This window comes from Altibacter sp. (assembly GCF_019913785.1).
Taxonomy (GTDB): domain Bacteria; phylum Bacteroidota; class Bacteroidia; order Flavobacteriales; family Flavobacteriaceae; genus Altibacter.
In genome coordinates this window covers 17,938-34,252 of the sequence record NZ_JAIOHK010000012.1, presented here as the reverse complement: position 1 = coordinate 34,252, position 16,315 = coordinate 17,938, and the positions used below count along the sequence as shown (strand labels likewise).

Sequence of the window (16,315 nt, the reverse complement as noted above, 5' to 3'; positions counted from 1 at the left end):
TACGAAGTTAATTAAAAAGAACAGAAGTGCAGAACTAGTATGCAAGCATACTATTATTTTCGACAAATTACTCGTTTTATTCGTTGAGAGACCGCCGTGAGTAATTCGTATGGTATCGATTGAATGGCAAGGGCTAATTCTTCTGCGGTTGGATTTTCACCAAATACTTCGACCTCATCCCCTTCTTCACAGTCTATGTTTGTAACATCCACCATGATCATATCCATACAAACATTTCCAACAATGGGTGCTTTTTTGCCATGAATGGTCACCCAACCTACTCCTTTCCCAAAGGCACGACTTATTCCATCGGCATGTCCAATAGGGAGGGTTGCAGTCCTGGTCCTAGATTTAGCATTAAAGCCCATATTGTATCCTACATTTTCACCCGCTTCGATGGTATGAATTTGAGAAATTACCGTTTTAAGCGTCGCGACGGGCTTTAGAAATTGATTCTCCCTAGGATCATTTCCAAAACCATAGAGGCCTATCCCCGTACGCACCATATCGAACTGTGCTTCAGGAAAGTTAATGATGCCCGAAGTGTTGACAGTATGTAACAAGGTTTGATAACCCAGGGCGTTCGTCAATGTAGTTGAAATACTTCGGAAGGCCTCAATTTGTCGCAGCGTAAACTCACGTTGTGCCGCATCTTCACTGGCTGCCAAATGCGAAAACACGGAGCGCACTTTTACACTTTTGGTTTCTGCAAGCATTTCAGCAATAAAAGAAATATCTTCAGATTTAAACCCAAGACGGTTTAGTCCGGTGTTGATCTTTAAATGAATTGGATACTCCTTTTGGCTTTTGGCTTCGGCGTATGCTATAAAGTCGTGTAACATTTTGCGAGAGTAGATACTAGGTTCTAGACAGCTATTTACAATTAAATCGAAATTCGTCGGGAGTGGGTGCAGCACAAGGATAGGAATTTGGATTCCGGCGTTGCGGAGGGTCGCACCTTCGCCCGCATAGGCCACGGCGAAATAGGTGACTCCACAATGAACCAATTCTTTGGCCACGGCCACCGCATCACTACCATAGCCAAACGCTTTTACAACAGCCATCACCTTGGTGTTCTTTTTAATTTTTGAAGTGAGATATTTGTAATTATCCCCTAAGGCATTAAGGTCTATTTCCAGAAGGGTTTCATTCGCTTTCGGCATGCTTATGATTGCTTTTTAGAGGAAATTTCTTCGGCGTCCTTTACCTCTAACTTATTAACTTTTTCTCTAAGCATTGCCTTAAAATAGGCTGCTCTGCTCAGCGGTTCATATTCGTCGGTTTCCCCTAGCAGAACGAGATCGTCGCTTTTTGCTTTTCGAAAGCTGTAATGGGCTAGGTTTCCGGTACGGGTGCAAATGGCATGTACTTTCGTGACATACTCAGCAGTAGCCATAAGCGCAGGCATGGGACCAAAAGGATTTCCTTTAAAATCCATGTCAAGACCCGCAACAATTACACGAACACCGCGATTGGCCAAATCATTACAGACTTTTACAATCTCATCATCAAAGAATTGTGCTTCGTCAATCCCAACCACATCGCAATTATCGGCCAAAATAGGAATATTGGCAGCAGCGGGGACAGGTGTAGAGCGAATCTCGTTACTGTCGTGAGAAACCACCTTGTCTTCATGATAGCGATTATCGATATTGGGTTTGAATATTTCTACGCGTTGCCGTGCAAATTTTGCGCGTTTCAGTCGCCGAATAAGTTCTTCTGTCTTACCCGAAAACATGGAGCCACAGATCACCTCGATCCATCCAAACTGCTCTTTTTGATTTACCGTATTCTCGAGAAACATATATAGATTTTAAACGAAACCTCCTTATCTTTCAACACTACTTTTTGTTATAAACACAAGAAAACAGAAATAGTTGACGTTTACATAAAGGATGCGTAAATTTATAAAAACAAAATTCAGAATTCAGATTATAATTTCAAAAGTTATAAAATGAATTGCGAATTGCTTGACCATAGTAAGGACTTTTGTTTCTGAAGATACATTGTCCCTCAAAGAAAAATTATAAAACGATGAAAAAGAAACTTCGCGCCAACATAAAGTACTTGGCAGCACAACTCATTTCCGAAGAGCAGGTGCTAACGACAAGTGCATTAAAAGAAAAAGCTCGAATCCTGTACGAGCAACTCACCCTGTTAGATTATTTCGAATCTCAAATCGAAGATGAAAAGGAGGCTTCCATATCGCAGGCCTTAGACTCGAAGAGTTTTCGTGAAGAAAACTGGTTTAAAGAACCTGAGCCTGTGCCACAGCCTGAAAACAAAGAAGAACTCATTGAGCCATTAATGGAAAAGATCAAAGATATCGTAGCTCAGATGCCGGAGGAATCAGAACAGCTAGACGCCTTGTTGGAGGAAGTGATTCCCCAGCCCAAATACGTAAAAAACGATTTAGAGGAATTTGCGGCCACGTATCAAACAACCCCCACTTTCGAGCGAAAAGAACCGTCAAAGGGAGGAGAGATTCCAAAAATAACGCATCAACTAATCCCGGACATTGGTACTCCCGATCAAAAGCCAAAATCGTTGAACGATGCTGTTACGAAGGGATTGCAAATAGGACTCAATGACCGTCTGGCCTTTATAAAACATTTATTCGATGGAAAGACTGAGGACTATGCACGGGTGCTTTCTCAATTAAGTACCCTAAAATCGTATGAAGAAGCAGCCACCTTTATAAAGGGAAAGATAAAACCCGACTACAACAATTGGCTGGAAAAAGAAGAATTTGCCGATCGGTTTATGAATATCGTAGAGAAAAGCTTCAATTAACAAATGGGGAAACTTTACCTTGTCCCAACACCTATCGGTAACTTAAAGGACATGACCTTTCGGGCGGTTGAGGTATTGCAGCAGGTAGATCTTATCCTAGCCGAAGATACGCGCACCAGTGGAAAATTATTGAAGCATTTCGATATTACTACTCAGATGCATTCCCACCACATGCACAACGAACATAAAACAACAGAGGGAATTGTTAAACGTATTCAAGCCGGTGAAACTATTGCCCTAATCAGTGATGCGGGAACACCCGCCATTAGTGACCCGGGCTTTTTATTGACCCGAGCCTGTGTAGAAGCAGGGATTGAAGTAGATTGTCTTCCCGGACCAACTGCCTTTGTCCCTGCACTAGTAAATAGCGGACTTCCAAACGACAGATTTGTATTTGAAGGATTTTTACCTGTAAAGAAGGGGCGACAAACCAGACTACAATTGTTGGCTAAAGAAACCAGAACGATGATCTTTTACGAATCACCACATAAATTGCTGAAGACGCTGGCTCAGTTTGTGGAATTTTTTGGTGAAGACCGAAGTATTTCCGTTTCTCGGGAATTGAGCAAATTACATGAAGAAACTATCCGAGGAACCATTTCCGAAGTGCTGGCTCATTTTACTACGAAGCCGCCCAAAGGGGAAATTGTCGTGGTCTTGGCCGGGAAAAAACAATGAAAACCTTACTAAAGAACATACGAGCATGTGAAATTTGCAAGGCGTATTTACCCCTAGGACCACGTCCTATTGTGGCAGCTCATCCCGAGGCTAAGCTTGTTATCATTGGGCAGGCTCCGGGGATCAAAGTTCATAAAACGGGCATTCCTTGGGACGACCCAAGCGGCAATCAATTGCGAAAGTGGTTGGGCGTTTCCAACGACGATTTTTACAATCCTGCTAAGATCGCGCTAGTCCCTATGGGGTTTTGTTATCCGGGGAAGGGGAAAAGCGGCGATCTACCACCCCGTCCCGAATGTGCGCCACAGTGGCATCATGCGCTGCTTTCAAAAATGCCCAACCTACAATTGACGCTTTTAATAGGAATGTATGCACAGCAATATTACTTAAAGCAGCATGCCAAAAACACACTTACTGAAACCGTAAAACACTATAAAGATTACCTCCCAGATTATTTACCCTTACCACATCCATCGCCTAGAAATCGGTTTTGGCTTTCGAAGAATCCGTGGTTTGAAGAGGAAGTAGTTTCGGCATTACAGAAACGTATTCAATTCATTTTATAACTTTCGTCTCCCATCATACATGCTTCCCTTTATTCCACCCATGTTTCCCTAAATATTGCGTGCCACTTTCCACAGCACCTTCCTCGATGGAGGTTCCCATGGAATCGTTCCATCGGTTTAAATAACCAAAGAGGGAAATTACACCTAACATTTCTACAATGTCACCCTCGTTCCAATGTTGATAGAGGCGGGTTTTAATGTCTTCAGTAACAGCATTGGGCACCTGTGATGCCGCCAACGAAAAATCCAAAGCGGCACGTTCGGCTTCGTTAAAGGCCGGGTGAGTTCGGTACTCCCAGATATTGTCTAGTTGCTCCTGTTCGGCACCATATCGCTCTGCGGCGCGTATGGCATGCGCCTGACAATAACGGCAGCCGGTGGCATTGCTGCTCACCCAGGCGATCATTCGCTTCAGGGCGGAAGTCACATTTCCTTCATTTGCCATGACGGCCTTATTCAAATTGATAAAGGCCTTGCTGATGGCAGGGCGGCGTTGCATGGTTAATACGCTGTTGGGGCAGAACCCAAGTGTTTCGTTAAAAAATTCGGCGAGCTTTTTGGTTTCAAGATCGTGATCTGCGGATAAGGGAGTGACTAGCGGCATGGAATTTAGTTTTTGTGATGTTTCGAAAATACGAATTCCGAAAGTCAATCACTAAAAACAGCTAATTTTTAATGAGCCGGATGGTGTGATTTAAAGCTTTCAGAAAATACATACCGCTTTGTGCCATTGAAAGGTTAATTTGAGTATGCGCACCCTCCAAAGTTCCATTTTGAATAATTTTTCTTGAAATATCACTCACCTGATAAGGGATAGTTTCAAAATCGGTTAAAGTATGGGATAGATTGAAAATGCCTTCGGAAGGGTTTGGAAACACTTTGAAACCATAAGAAGAAAAATCATCTACACCTAGAACATCGTTGTTATAGCGCGCTAGGAAGACGTCTTCGGAGCCATTATACCACCAGGTAGCACCCACCCCTAATATTTTACCGTCTTCTTGAATAATGGTATCGAAGTCGTAAAATTCCAAAATATTGCTATCATCAAATGAAGAATCCGGAAAGCCATCTGAGAAATAACGATGTAATTTATACACCGATCCCTCAAAACAATCGGGTAAAACTCCTTGAACCAGCAACCTCCCATTCTGCTGATTGAATATTTTCTTGATTATATAATTTCCGGCAGAGAGCAAAACAATTCCGTTATTTCCAAAAGAAGGATCCAACATTCCGGTTGCTGAATAACGTGATAAAAAAGGTTGAAATATTGGGATTGAGTTTCCTTCGCAGGTGCCAAAACTCCCGCCAATTACAATTTTCCCATTTGATGTTATATCAAACCCTGCACTCATAAAATCATCACTGGAGACCATTTCATAATTGTGGACGGCGAAACCATTATCGCCGAAACCTGTTTCCAAATACCCAGTTGATAAGAATTTGATTAATAAAGTTTGCGTAAAATTTTCAAGATCTCTGGTTCCAAGTACCATAAAGGTATTGTTATCAAGATTTTTAAGTTGTTTGAGGGAAAAAAATCCATCAGGATTAGCGGAAGTTGCGTAACCACTATCTCCATAATTTAAATCTAAAGTCCCATCGGACATGTAGTGTGCAAATGTTATAGAAGTATCATTATTAGTCAAACCTGCCAATAATAAAGAATCGTCATTTAGTACCAACATCTCGCTCACAACCCAGTCCTGTTGACTTATGGTTAAAATACCATTTGTGGCAAATGCTGAATCAAGATCACCTGACGCCAAATAACGAACTGCGATAAAATTCCTATTGGGAGAATTGCCAATTATTCCATGCGCAATGATTTTTCCATCACTCTGAAAAGCGACTCCTTCATAACGATTGTAGCCGTCGCCATAATCTGTAAAAACCATACCATTTGTCCCAAATGAATTGTCGATATCACCATTCGATAAGAATCGAAGAACCAATGGTTCTGTTCCCTGTACCGAATGAGTAGAAGCGCCCACCACTACCAATCTGCCATTATCTTGCTCAGCCACCGTATATCCAAAATCGGACTCTACGTTAAAATTAGTGACTACTATACCGTTATCTCCAAATGAAGTGTCTAAAGTCCCGTCTTGAGAAAATAACAAGGAAGGGAGGAGAATCAAAACAATGATAGGCCAAGAATATTTAGTATTCATAACTTGTTGTTTAAACCAATCGAAACCATCTAAGGGTCTTTCCTTTAGGAATTTTACAGGTTAGGAGTAACTAAAATACGCAATAATCTTTTCCGGAACATGAAAAGGAACAGTATTAATTCCAAAATAGTTGTATTTTTATCCTTCGCTCCCCAATTAATCCTTTCAAGAATACATGCGCTGGACAGTACAACCAAAACCCCCTTCTCAAAAAGTTGAGGACCTTGCGACTGCATTAGGGGTTGAAAACACAATTGCTATTTTATTATTACAACGAGGTATCGGATCTTTTGAAGCGGCCAAGAAATTCTTTCGTCCAAGTCTTGATGATTTGCACGATCCATTTTTAATGAAGGACATGGACAGAGCCGTGGCGCGAATTGAAAAAGCCATAGCCGCTAAAGAGAACATCTTAGTTTATGGAGATTACGATGTCGATGGAACAACGAGCGTGGCCTTGCTTTCTTCTTATTTAACATCGTATTACCCAAATGTGGCAACGTACATACCCGATCGATATGACGAGGGTTATGGAATTTCCTATAAAGGAATTGACTTTGCCTCCGACAATGATTTTTCACTCATCATCGCACTGGATTGTGGTATAAAAGCGATAGAAAAAGTGGCCTATGCTTCCGAAAAAGGAATCGATTTTATCATTTGCGATCACCATCGACCAGGATCCGAGTTGCCTAAGGCAGTGGCCGTATTGGACCCCAAACGGGATGACTGTCTCTATCCCTATAAAGAACTCTGCGGTTGTGGTGTAGGTTTTAAACTCATTCAGGCCTTGTCGGTAAAAAGAGGATTGACCATAGACGACCTATTGCTTTATCTCGACCTAGTCGCAACAGCAATCGGGGCCGATATCGTGCCCATTACGGGCGAAAATAGAATTCTGGCACATTATGGATTGAAAGTTATTAATTCAAATCCGCGAACAGGGATAAAAGCCATTCTGAAGCAGGTAAAAAAGGAAACCCTTACCATTACCGATGTGGTCTTTATCATCGCTCCGCGTATCAATGCTGCGGGCCGTATGAAACACGGGAATCATGCCGTGCGTTTACTTACAGAAACCGATATGGATAAAGCAATGCTTTGGGCAGAAGAGATTGAACAATTTAATACGGATAGGAAGGAGGCGGATCAACAAATCACCGAGGAAGCACTTCAAAAAATTATTGAGCATAAAGAAGAGAACCGAATGACCACGGTGGTTTATGATGAAAATTGGCATAAGGGAGTGATAGGTATTGTTGCTTCCCGACTTACAGAAACTTACTATCGTCCTACCCTGGTCTTTACGAAAAGTGGTGAGAAGTTGGCCGCTTCGGCGCGTTCTGTGCGGGATTTCGATGTGTATAATGCTTTAGAAGCCTGCGCAGAATATATCGAGCAATTTGGCGGACATAAATACGCGGCTGGACTTACCTTGTTGGAAGATGATTTTGAAAAATTTAAAGCGGAGTTTGAAAAGGTAGTTTCTGAAACCATAGATCCCAAGCTTTTGATCCCGGAAATAAAAATTGACGCCGAAATTAATTTGAAGGATATAAGCCCGAAATTTTATCGGATACTGAAGCAATTTGCTCCTTTTGGTCCCGGAAATATGGCCCCGGTCTTTATGACGCAACACTTGAAGGATACCGGCTGGGGAAAGGCGGTAGGGGAAGATAAAACGCATTTACGACTCGTCGTGCAACAGGGGAATTCACCCACGTTTACCTGTATCGGCTTCGGAATGGCCGACAAACAAGAAATCGCCTGTAGTGGGAAACCGTTTAAAGCGGCTTATGTGATTGACGAAAACGAATGGCAGGGGAATGTGAGTCTTCAGTTTCGGCTAAAAGATATTAGGGTGTGAAGCTCTTGAGTTCAAATTTTTCTCCATCGAAGACCCCATAGGTGTAATGCGAGATCCAATCCCCCAAATTGAAGTAGGTCGAATTTTCACCCACTTTAATTTCCATAGGTAAATGCCGGTGGCCAAAGATAAAATAGTCATAGTGCTTGGTCTCTAGTTTGCGCTTGGCGTATTGTGCGAGCCACTCATTGTCATCGCCTAGGAATTTTTTATCATCATCTCCCGAAATCAATTTATTCTTCACGGAAAGGTATTGTGCCAACCGCATACCCAATTCGGGATGAAACCATCGGAAACACCACCTGAAAAACGGATTGGTAAAGACCTTTTTCATGCGCTTGTAGCCTTTATCTCCCGGGCCTTTTCCATCACCATGGCCAATAAAAAATGTCTTGCCGTTAAAGGTGAATTCTTTGGAATCTCGATAGGTTGGTATGTGTAGTTCTTTTTCGAAATAGTCACGCATCCATAGATCGTGATTCCCTACAAAAAAATAGATTGGAATACCACTGTCGCTTAGTTCTGCGAGTTTCCCCAGAACTCGGACAAAGCCTTTGGGCACCACTGTTTTATACTCGAACCAAAAATCGAAAAGATCGCCCAACAAAAAGATTGCTGCTGCGTCTTCCTTCACTGTATCGAGCCATTTCACAAATTTCTTTTCACGCGGAAGACTTTCGGCAGCCGAAGGGGCGCCGAGGTGATTATCGCTGGAGAAATAAATCTTTTTTCCTTGCGGGATTTGCATTGCGTAAAGATAACTAAAAAGGAAACATCAGTTTCAACTCCAACGAAGAGGATTAATTTTCAGAAGCATACCATTCGGCATAACTGGTAGCCGTTTCTTGTAACCTTAAAGAATGTAACCAGATGTTATTTGGAAGTCGGGCCTTGATTTTTTCAGCAAAATCAATTACCATCATTTCACTGGTAGGTTGATAATTCACCAATAATACATTATGCCCACGGTCTGCGAGCTCCTTAGCCAATTCTACGTGTGGGGTGTTTTTATTGAAGACCGTGGCATGATCAAACACATCCACGATTTCTTCTTTTACTATTTTTTTTAGGTCGCTGAAATCAATAACCATCCCATATTTTACATGCGATGTATCGCTTATTGGTTCCCCAAAGACCGTTACCGACAGACGGTAGCTATGTCCGTGGACATTTCGGCACTTCCCGTCATAACCGTACAGGGCGTGTCCCGTTTCAAAAGAAAATTGCTTGGTAATGCGAATATTGCTCATACATTTTTATTGGGGTATAAAGATACGGTATTTGTAAAAGTGATAAAACTTCAGAGCGATTAAGTGCTGGGTGAAGCTTTAAATGGAGACCACTAGCGTTTCTTTATTTTTTTATAGATAAACACAATAATTAGTACAATTCCAAGGATAAGAAAGAGGCCGGTTCCACTTAAAAAACGCAAAAAATCCATCGTTTAATTTTTTGAGTAAATGTATTTATTTTTCTACTAATGGGATGTATTTTCTCCAGAATTTGACTACGAGTGCCACCGCGCGATAGCCTATCCAGACTAGAATGGCCGCCCAAATACCGATGAGCCCCCAACCCATATATTTAGAGAGATACAATATAGGAATAAAGCCTAATATGGTGGCGCCCAGCAAGACATTCCGCAGATAGCTCATTTCACCCAAGCCCTTAAATAGCGCATCCAATGTAAAGGCAATGGCGTTGAATGGCTGACTTAATAGCACCATAAAGAACATGCCGTAGAAAATGGTAAGCACTTCAGGGTCTTTGTTGAATAACAGTCCGAGGGGTTTATAAAAGATCAAACCGACAACAATTAAAAACAAAGCTACTCCCAAATTGTATACATTTACTTTTTTGGTGAGCTTCCATAGGTTTGTATAATCTTTGGCTCCCAATAATTTTCCCCCCAGAATGTTTCCGGCAGCACCATAGCCATCTATAAAGAAGGCAGTAAACAGCCAGACGTTAATGGCGATGGCGTGGGCCGCAATATATTCTTTTCCCAGCCCGGTTGCTTCTCGAACGGCAAGCATTAAAGCAATGTTTAATGCAAGTGATCTTACAAATAGGTTGACACACATTGTTACCAGGCGTTTTATTTCGGGGTGTAGCGGGAATCGTAAACGGAGACTCACTTCTGTTTTTTTCAAAAGGAAAAGGAGCGCCAATAACGCCATGATAATTTGGGAAATCAAACTTGCCCAGGCTGCTCCTTCAATTCCCATCGCAGGAATATAGTTGTCAACTCCGTACACTAGGGCAAAATCCAAACCTATGTTTAATACGGCTCCAGAAGTTGCGATAATCATTGGCCAAAAGGTATTTTGTAAGCCTCTGAAAAGTCCAAAAACTGCAAAGGTGAAGAGTGTTAAAGGAAACCCCCAAACGCGAATATTGTAATAGTCTATACTGTACTGTAATATTAAACCGTCGGCATTCAATAAGGCAAAAATCTCTTCCACAAAAAAATAGGTGGAAAATAATACGATAAAACTAAGTGCGATATTGAAATAGATGGCTTGGGCAGGAAAGTTTTGTAGATCGCTCAATTTCCCCGCGCCCAGATTTTGGGATACGATGGCCGAAATCGCGCTTTTACTTTGTGCTAGAATCCATATGAGCATGGAGAGGAAGGAGCCTACAATACCCACAGCGGCCAATGCCTCGGTGCCAAACTCGGGAATGTTTCCAACGATTGCGGCATCGGTACTGGAAAGTACCGGCTCTGCAATACCCGCGAGAACAGCAGGAATGGCGAGTTGTTGAATGCGCTTAAAGGAAATGTTTGTTTTCTCCATTGGAATAGCACAAAAATAGAGATTCTTGGTTCTTAAAACGACTAAAACAGATTGGTTTAATCAATCTTATTGTAAGGGGGATTTATTGCAATCAGGATGGGGGAAGCAGCAACTCATAACAGTAAAAAGGATGCTCACTCTGTTTGGGGAAATAAATGTTTCCAAGGCGTTGATAACCACGCGCCTCATAAAACCGTTGATTGCGAATATTTTTACTGAAGGTGTCTAAACGAATAGAGGTGATTTTGTTTTTTAGAGCGAGTGCTTCGGCAAAGTCCATAAGCTTTCTTGCGCAGCCTTGCCCTTGAAACATCGGGTCAATGGCCAACCTGTGAATATAGTAATGATTCGTATCCTCTGTCAGCCAAGTAACCTTATCGTACTCTTTGTCCTTTTCGGTAGAAATTACAATACACCCCAAAATAGTTTCGGCCTTTTCTAAAACATACAATTCATTTTTGGCGAGATCTTTCTGAAAGGCATCGGCATTGGGATAGTGCTCATTCCATTGGAAAATGGACGCAGCAATCATTTTAGCCGCACAGGCACGAGTAATTGTTATAATTTTCTCAATTTCTGAAGGTTTCGCGTGCCGAATCATATAGAATGAATTAATTTTGCAGCTGTTTACCTACGGTAGCAGCTCAGAATTAAAGATAAAAGAATTTTAATAGCGATGAAGAATATATTAGTTCCTGTTGGGTCATCAGAAAATTCGGGTAGTAATTTACAATACGCCATCGACCTTGCAAAGGCAATAGATGCAAATGTATATGTTGTTTCGGTCTTTCAAGAATTGTCTAAGGTGGCGGGCCTGTCAAAAGTAAATGCGATTTTAAAAGAGGAGACGGAGCAGCATTTGGATGAAGTAGTTTCAAAGGTCGATCACAAGGGAGTTTCGGTGATCGCTCATCCTATCAAGGGAGAAGTTTTGGAAGGCATTAACCGGGTGAATAAGCAAGTACCTATTGACCTTATGGTGTTAGCACCTCGCAGTAATTCTATCAAAGAAGAAGTTTTTTTAGGAAAAACGTCCGGCAAATTGCTCAAACACACCAATATCCCAATACTTGTGGTTCCTGAAGGGGCTGTTTTTTCGGAACCTAAGACCATGCTTATGGCATTTAAGAACGGGAACTTTGAAAAGGATTATATGTTAGAGCCTGTACATAAGTTCGTGAATTATTTTCAGACACAGGTTCATATGTTACATGTAGAAACTCCCGAAAGCACCGAAGAATTAATGCAGGTGACAGAAAACCTAAAGGCATTGCAAACATCGTATACTGTTGCGGAAAACGCGACAACCTTTCAAGCGGTTTTAGAACATTTTCAACACTTTCACCCCGATATGCTTTGTGTGGTTCGAAGAAGAAGAGGTTTCTTTAAGAAGTTATGGGAGAAAAATGAAATCATGAAGCGTGAATTTCACACCAGTAAACCTTTGTTGGTTTTACCTGTACAAGAATAATTTTTTATATATTCGCAGCATTATTTGTCAGGGGGATTAGCTCAGCTGGCTAGAGCGCTACGCTGGCAGCGTAGAGGTCATCGGTTCGACTCCGATATTCTCCACAGGAGAAGAAGCAATGCGAAAGCATTGCTTTTTTTGTTTACAAAAAAACAGGAGGAGAAGTTTATCCTGAGCGAAAGCCGCAGGGACTCCGATATTCTCCACAGGAGAAGAAGCAATGCTTTCGCATTGCTTTTTTTGTTTACAAAAAAGCAGGAGGAGAAGTTCATCCTGAGCGAAAGCCGCAGGGACTCCGATATTCTCCTCATCAAGCAGGAAATCCGTACGGAAGTACGGATTTTTTATTTCAAGAAGTTTAGGGAAGCCGTTACCGCCTTTCGTAAATCGGTGGGGAGCTCATCATTTTCCCAAGGGTGAGATGCTCCAAAAACATGGTCGGCTCCCTCCAAAATAACCAATTCACTAGTTGGATTCCAACTATGGAGTAGTTGCGACACATTTACCGGAATAGTAGCATCTTCACTTCCATGAACAATAAGTAGGGGTTTGTCTAGATTTTTTACAGCACGATGGATGGTCAAACGGTCTTCATGCGCTTTAAAATCTTCATAAAATTGCCAATCGTGAGGCATGCGTTGTTTGGTTCTTGTGTTTTCAACGAAGGTGCGTCCTGTCTTCTTCCATTGCTGAAATGTTTCAGTCCCTTCATGAAAGAATATTTTATAGTCGCATACACCGGCCCATGTAATTACGTTTTTAATTCGGGAATCTTCTTCGGTTTTAATTAGTGCAATACCACTGCCACGACTATGGGCAACTACACTTATGGAGTCGGGGTGTAATTCGTTCGTAACAAAAGCTAGAACTCGCTCCAGATCATCTAGTTCTTTGGAAAAATTATTTTGAGCGAAGGCTTCCAAATCGGGAAAGTCGATGGGTTGGTCAACCGTTCCTCCATTATGGGAGAAATTAAATTTCAAAAAACTGTATCCCGCTTCAGCAAATGCTTCGGCAACGAGATGCCAGGCGCCCCAATCTTTAAAGCCCTTATAACCATGGCAAAAAAGGATCACATGCTTTGCGTCCAAGGCGTCATTTTGATACAGGTCATAGAGTATCGGTTTTTTCCTTTCAGCTTTTAGTATTCGATTCTTTTTAATGCGCATCTTATTCAATTTCTTTTTCGGTAAATGGTAGTTCCGGGTTACAGATTTCGACGATTAATTTTTTCAGTTCAGAAATAAACAAGGCGAGGGTTTCCTGTGTTATCAATTGGTCTTTTGTGCGGCTTCCCGGCTTTTCCTTTGTTCCGAATTTTAAAAAGCCACTGTTGAGGTTTTTAAAGGAAAATATCCCAGCTTCGGCTTTTACAATGGGATTGGTATGGTTTATCATAAGTGCATAGGCAAGTACCTGAAACGCTTTGCTGTACTTGTAATCTTGGGTGATGGGTTCCCAATCTACCACTTCCAATTCGCCTTGCTTCACCATGCCGGTTTTATAGTCAATAATCCGTAGCATCCCATTAAATTCATCTACCCGGTCCACCTTACCGCCAATATGTACAGGAAAATTGATTTCTGGTATGGCTATTTCGGTTTTTAATTCACTTTCAACCTGTAGGATTTTAATCTGGTTACCTGCTTTGACTTCGGCAATTTCACGGGCTATAAAATTTGAAATATACCGCTTGGCCACTTCAAATACGATGAGGTTTTTCCCTTTGGTAAAATCACCCTCTTTAAAAGTTTTTTTAAACTGTCGCCTTACTTCGGTGTCAATTTGAGCTTTTCTGTTCTGAAGGAGTTCCACCGTTAAAAAAGTGCCCTCCCATGGCTCATAGAATTCCTGAAGGGTGTCGTGAACGATGGTTCCCAATGTGTTATAAGCCACTGTTTCCTCCACTTCTTGAAATTCATTTATTCTGAGAATTTTTTGATAATAGAAGTCCAACGGATTGCGAATATAATTGGTCAAGGCGGAGGGCGAAAAGCCTTTTCCGGCAATCTCACGAAGACGCACCATGACCGCTTCGGTTTTTTCGACGGTTTTAAGCGTTTTAGACAGGGAAGAAACCGGCGGACTTACAACCAGGTGCTTTATAGTATGTTTGGGGTGATTTTCTATTTCCAGTTGTAGTAGAAATCGGCTTTTTTCTCCTGTATTGAGCCCTTCGGCGTGGGCGTTGTAAACGAGCGTTATATTTTTTGCACGATGTAAAAGGCGGTAAAAATGATAGGTGTAAATGGCGTCTTTTTCGTAATAGGAGGGCAGCTTGAATTGTTGTTTCAAATCGTAGGTGATAAAGGAAGCATTTGATTTACCGGCAGGGATAATGCCTTCATTTACGGACAGCATGATAATATTTTCAAAGTCCAACACTCTTGTTTCTAAAATTCCCATAATCTGAAGCCCATGATAAGCGTCTCCTTCAAAATCGAGTGAAGTGGTCGAAATAAGTTCAACAAAGAGTCCATGGATGGTTTTGATGGTTTTTAAGTGGGCGTATTTACCGTTCAGGGCGTGAATTTGTATAAATACCGAATACAATTTGAACAGAACAATTCGGTCTATAGCGTTTTGTGGAGCTTGTTCTTTCGCCTTTAATAATAATTTGATGCAAGATGTTAAGGCTATTACACTATTATTTTTCCAATTACCAAATAGTAATTGAATGTATTCCATATTGGCCGCTCCGGCTAATTCTTCTAGTTGCTCGAGAGATAGATAGGCGCTATTCCGCGCTACTATTTTTGAAGTGATTTCCTGCGGACTTTCTATTATAAAACTGGCCAGTGGATGATTTAAAATAGCCAATACCTCCTGATAGTAAAGGCTATTCGAGGGTTTTTGATGGAAGTGAAGTAGGGTTTCAAAGAAAATGGCCGCCGGGAAGGTTTTTAGAGAGACACCCATTGTGATGTTCACTTGTTGGATATTTTGAGGCAACGAAGTTAACACCGGCAGCAATAATTTTTCGTCGGCCAAAACGATGGCTGTTTTGTCCAGCTGTTCAGGAGAATATTGAGAAAGTAAAGATCCCAGATACTTTGCCTGCCCGATATTCTTTTGGACTTCAACAAATTGAAATGATTTTTCGGTCTCAAAATGAGAAGAAAGCCTTAATTGAGGATTTTTTCTATAGTAGGGCCAATTGCTGGTATAATTTCTAAAAAAAAGGGAGGCACTGTGTTTTTTGTCGAGGTAGAAATAGGAATCGGTATCCCAATAGATTTCGGTATTTCCTGTTTCTAATAATTCCTGAAAAATATGTTGTTCGGCATTGTTTAAAGCATTAAAACCAATAAACAGGTGTTTGCTGTTTCCGTGCTGCTGGATGTAGTGTTCGATATCTTCTGAAGCTTTCCTATAGACAAGGCCTTGGTAGCCCTCACCGGCTGTTATAAGTAATTCTTTTAGGTTTTCATAAAACTCGGGAAGTTGTTCCCAGAATTGTAAATATCGCTCGATTAGATCGGTTTTATCCTGTTCTTTGACGTTCCACTTTTCAAGTGCTTTAATGCTACCTAAATAACTGAAGAAGGCAGTTGGTTCTACCAGATACCGGTCTATCTCGTTAAAGTCGTTTAAGAGCGTAGTGGCCCAGGTTGTATAGGTTTCAAAATCTTCCTTTTCTGAAATACTATGGGTGTTTAGATAGGCCTCATAGCTTTTAAAAAGCATTTCGGTAGTTGAAATAATCTTTAAATCGGAGAGTGTCTCTATAAACTCTTCAACACTATATATTTTGGGAGCGAAGGAGGTTGTAATACTTGATTTGCGAAGGTAATTCAGTAAAAATCCACAGGCGCGTTTACTGGGCAGAATAAGGGTAAGTTCAGAAAAATTGGAGTGATTTCTTTTAATGGATTGCAGGGTCTCTTCCAGAAATGTTAGCATACCACTAAAATAAAAAAACGCCTCCGTTTATGGAGGCGTTTCTTACTATTTTATTAAGG

The 16,315-nt window shown here is 41.3% G+C and carries 15 protein-coding genes and 1 tRNA gene; 6 read left to right on the top strand and 10 right to left on the bottom strand.

The window, feature by feature from the left end; genetic code table 11:
- Positions 1 to 53: 53 nt before the first annotated feature.
- Positions 54 to 1,163, bottom strand: a complete 1,110-nt coding sequence (gene alr / locus K8F54_RS02010; RefSeq protein ID WP_290786331.1) for an alanine racemase — start codon at positions 1,161 to 1,163, stop codon at positions 54 to 56.
- A 2-nt stretch (positions 1,164 to 1,165) separates the two neighbouring features.
- Positions 1,166 to 1,804 carry a thymidine kinase gene (locus tag K8F54_RS02005; protein WP_290786328.1) on the bottom strand — a complete coding sequence of 213 codons (639 nt, stop codon included), beginning with the start codon at positions 1,802 to 1,804 and terminating at the stop codon, positions 1,166 to 1,168.
- Between the two features lie 230 nt (positions 1,805 to 2,034).
- On the opposite strand from K8F54_RS02005, the gene K8F54_RS02000 reads away from it, so the two are divergent.
- From K8F54_RS02000 to K8F54_RS01990, 3 genes are read left to right on the top strand one after another with little or no spacing between them, the layout of a single operon-like run.
- Positions 2,035 to 2,793: a hypothetical protein gene (locus tag K8F54_RS02000; RefSeq protein WP_290786326.1), complete on the top strand. Its 759-nt coding sequence runs from the start codon at positions 2,035 to 2,037 to the stop codon at positions 2,791 to 2,793.
- Between the two features lie 3 nt (positions 2,794 to 2,796).
- The gene (gene rsmI, locus K8F54_RS01995) at positions 2,797 to 3,471 is read left to right on the top strand and encodes a 16S rRNA (cytidine(1402)-2'-O)-methyltransferase (protein WP_290786323.1); all 675 of its coding nucleotides are present in this window, start codon (positions 2,797 to 2,799) and stop codon (positions 3,469 to 3,471) included.
- A complete protein-coding gene (locus K8F54_RS01990) occupies positions 3,468 to 4,037 on the top strand; it encodes a uracil-DNA glycosylase family protein (RefSeq protein WP_290786320.1) in 570 nt (189 codons plus the stop codon). The genes rsmI and K8F54_RS01990 overlap by 4 nt, the downstream gene beginning before the upstream one ends.
- A 13-nt stretch (positions 4,038 to 4,050) precedes the next feature.
- Here the strand turns inward: K8F54_RS01990 and K8F54_RS01985 are convergent, their stop codons facing one another.
- Together K8F54_RS01985 and K8F54_RS01980 are read right to left on the bottom strand one after the other, a co-directional pair.
- On the bottom strand, positions 4,051 to 4,641 hold the full coding sequence (locus K8F54_RS01985; RefSeq protein ID WP_290786318.1) for a carboxymuconolactone decarboxylase family protein: 591 nt from the start codon (positions 4,639 to 4,641) through the stop codon (positions 4,051 to 4,053).
- A 61-nt stretch (positions 4,642 to 4,702) separates the two neighbouring features.
- The gene (locus K8F54_RS01980) at positions 4,703 to 6,214 is read right to left on the bottom strand and encodes a T9SS type A sorting domain-containing protein (RefSeq protein WP_290786315.1); all 1,512 of its coding nucleotides are present in this window, start codon (positions 6,212 to 6,214) and stop codon (positions 4,703 to 4,705) included.
- 175 nt (positions 6,215 to 6,389) lie between these two features.
- Here K8F54_RS01980 and recJ point away from each other — a divergent pair, with 175 nt between their 5' ends.
- Positions 6,390 to 8,081, top strand: a complete 1,692-nt coding sequence (gene recJ, locus K8F54_RS01975; RefSeq protein WP_290786312.1) for a single-stranded-DNA-specific exonuclease RecJ — start codon at positions 6,390 to 6,392, stop codon at positions 8,079 to 8,081.
- Here the strand turns inward: recJ and K8F54_RS01970 are convergent.
- The 4 genes from K8F54_RS01970 to K8F54_RS01955 all read right to left on the bottom strand — a co-directional run bounded on the left by K8F54_RS01970 (position 8,071) and on the right by K8F54_RS01955 (position 11,483).
- Positions 8,071 to 8,829, bottom strand: a complete 759-nt coding sequence (locus tag K8F54_RS01970; RefSeq protein ID WP_290786310.1) for a UDP-2,3-diacylglucosamine diphosphatase — start codon at positions 8,827 to 8,829, stop codon at positions 8,071 to 8,073. The two genes, recJ and K8F54_RS01970, sit on opposite strands and share 11 nt — an antisense overlap.
- Positions 8,830 to 8,881: 52 nt before the next feature.
- The gene (locus K8F54_RS01965; protein ID WP_290786307.1) at positions 8,882 to 9,331 is read right to left on the bottom strand and encodes a 6-carboxytetrahydropterin synthase; all 450 of its coding nucleotides are present in this window, start codon (positions 9,329 to 9,331) and stop codon (positions 8,882 to 8,884) included.
- Positions 9,332 to 9,547: 216 nt separating this feature from the next.
- On the bottom strand, positions 9,548 to 10,882 hold the full coding sequence (locus K8F54_RS01960; RefSeq protein ID WP_290786305.1) for an MATE family efflux transporter: 1,335 nt from the start codon (positions 10,880 to 10,882) through the stop codon (positions 9,548 to 9,550).
- A 91-nt stretch (positions 10,883 to 10,973) separates the two neighbouring features.
- Entirely contained in the window at positions 10,974 to 11,483 is a 510-nt protein-coding gene (locus K8F54_RS01955) for a GNAT family N-acetyltransferase (RefSeq protein ID WP_290786303.1), read from the bottom strand.
- Positions 11,484 to 11,558: 75 nt separating this feature from the next.
- Here K8F54_RS01955 and K8F54_RS01950 point away from each other — a divergent pair, with 75 nt between their 5' ends.
- Both K8F54_RS01950 and K8F54_RS01945 read left to right on the top strand, forming a co-directional pair.
- On the top strand, positions 11,559 to 12,353 hold the full coding sequence (locus K8F54_RS01950; RefSeq protein WP_290786300.1) for a universal stress protein: 795 nt from the start codon (positions 11,559 to 11,561) through the stop codon (positions 12,351 to 12,353).
- A gap of 30 nt (positions 12,354 to 12,383) precedes the next feature.
- Positions 12,384 to 12,457, top strand: a tRNA-Ala gene (locus tag K8F54_RS01945).
- Between the two features lie 240 nt (positions 12,458 to 12,697).
- On the opposite strand, the gene K8F54_RS01940 is transcribed toward K8F54_RS01945, so the two are convergent.
- Positions 12,698 to 13,522: an alpha/beta fold hydrolase gene (locus tag K8F54_RS01940; RefSeq protein WP_290786297.1), complete on the bottom strand. Its 825-nt coding sequence runs from the start codon at positions 13,520 to 13,522 to the stop codon at positions 12,698 to 12,700.
- Position 13,523: 1 nt separating this feature from the next.
- Positions 13,524 to 16,256 carry a PD-(D/E)XK nuclease family protein gene (locus K8F54_RS01935; RefSeq protein WP_290786294.1) on the bottom strand — a complete coding sequence of 911 codons (2,733 nt, stop codon included), beginning with the start codon at positions 16,254 to 16,256 and terminating at the stop codon, positions 13,524 to 13,526.
- Positions 16,257 to 16,315 lie beyond the last annotated feature (59 nt).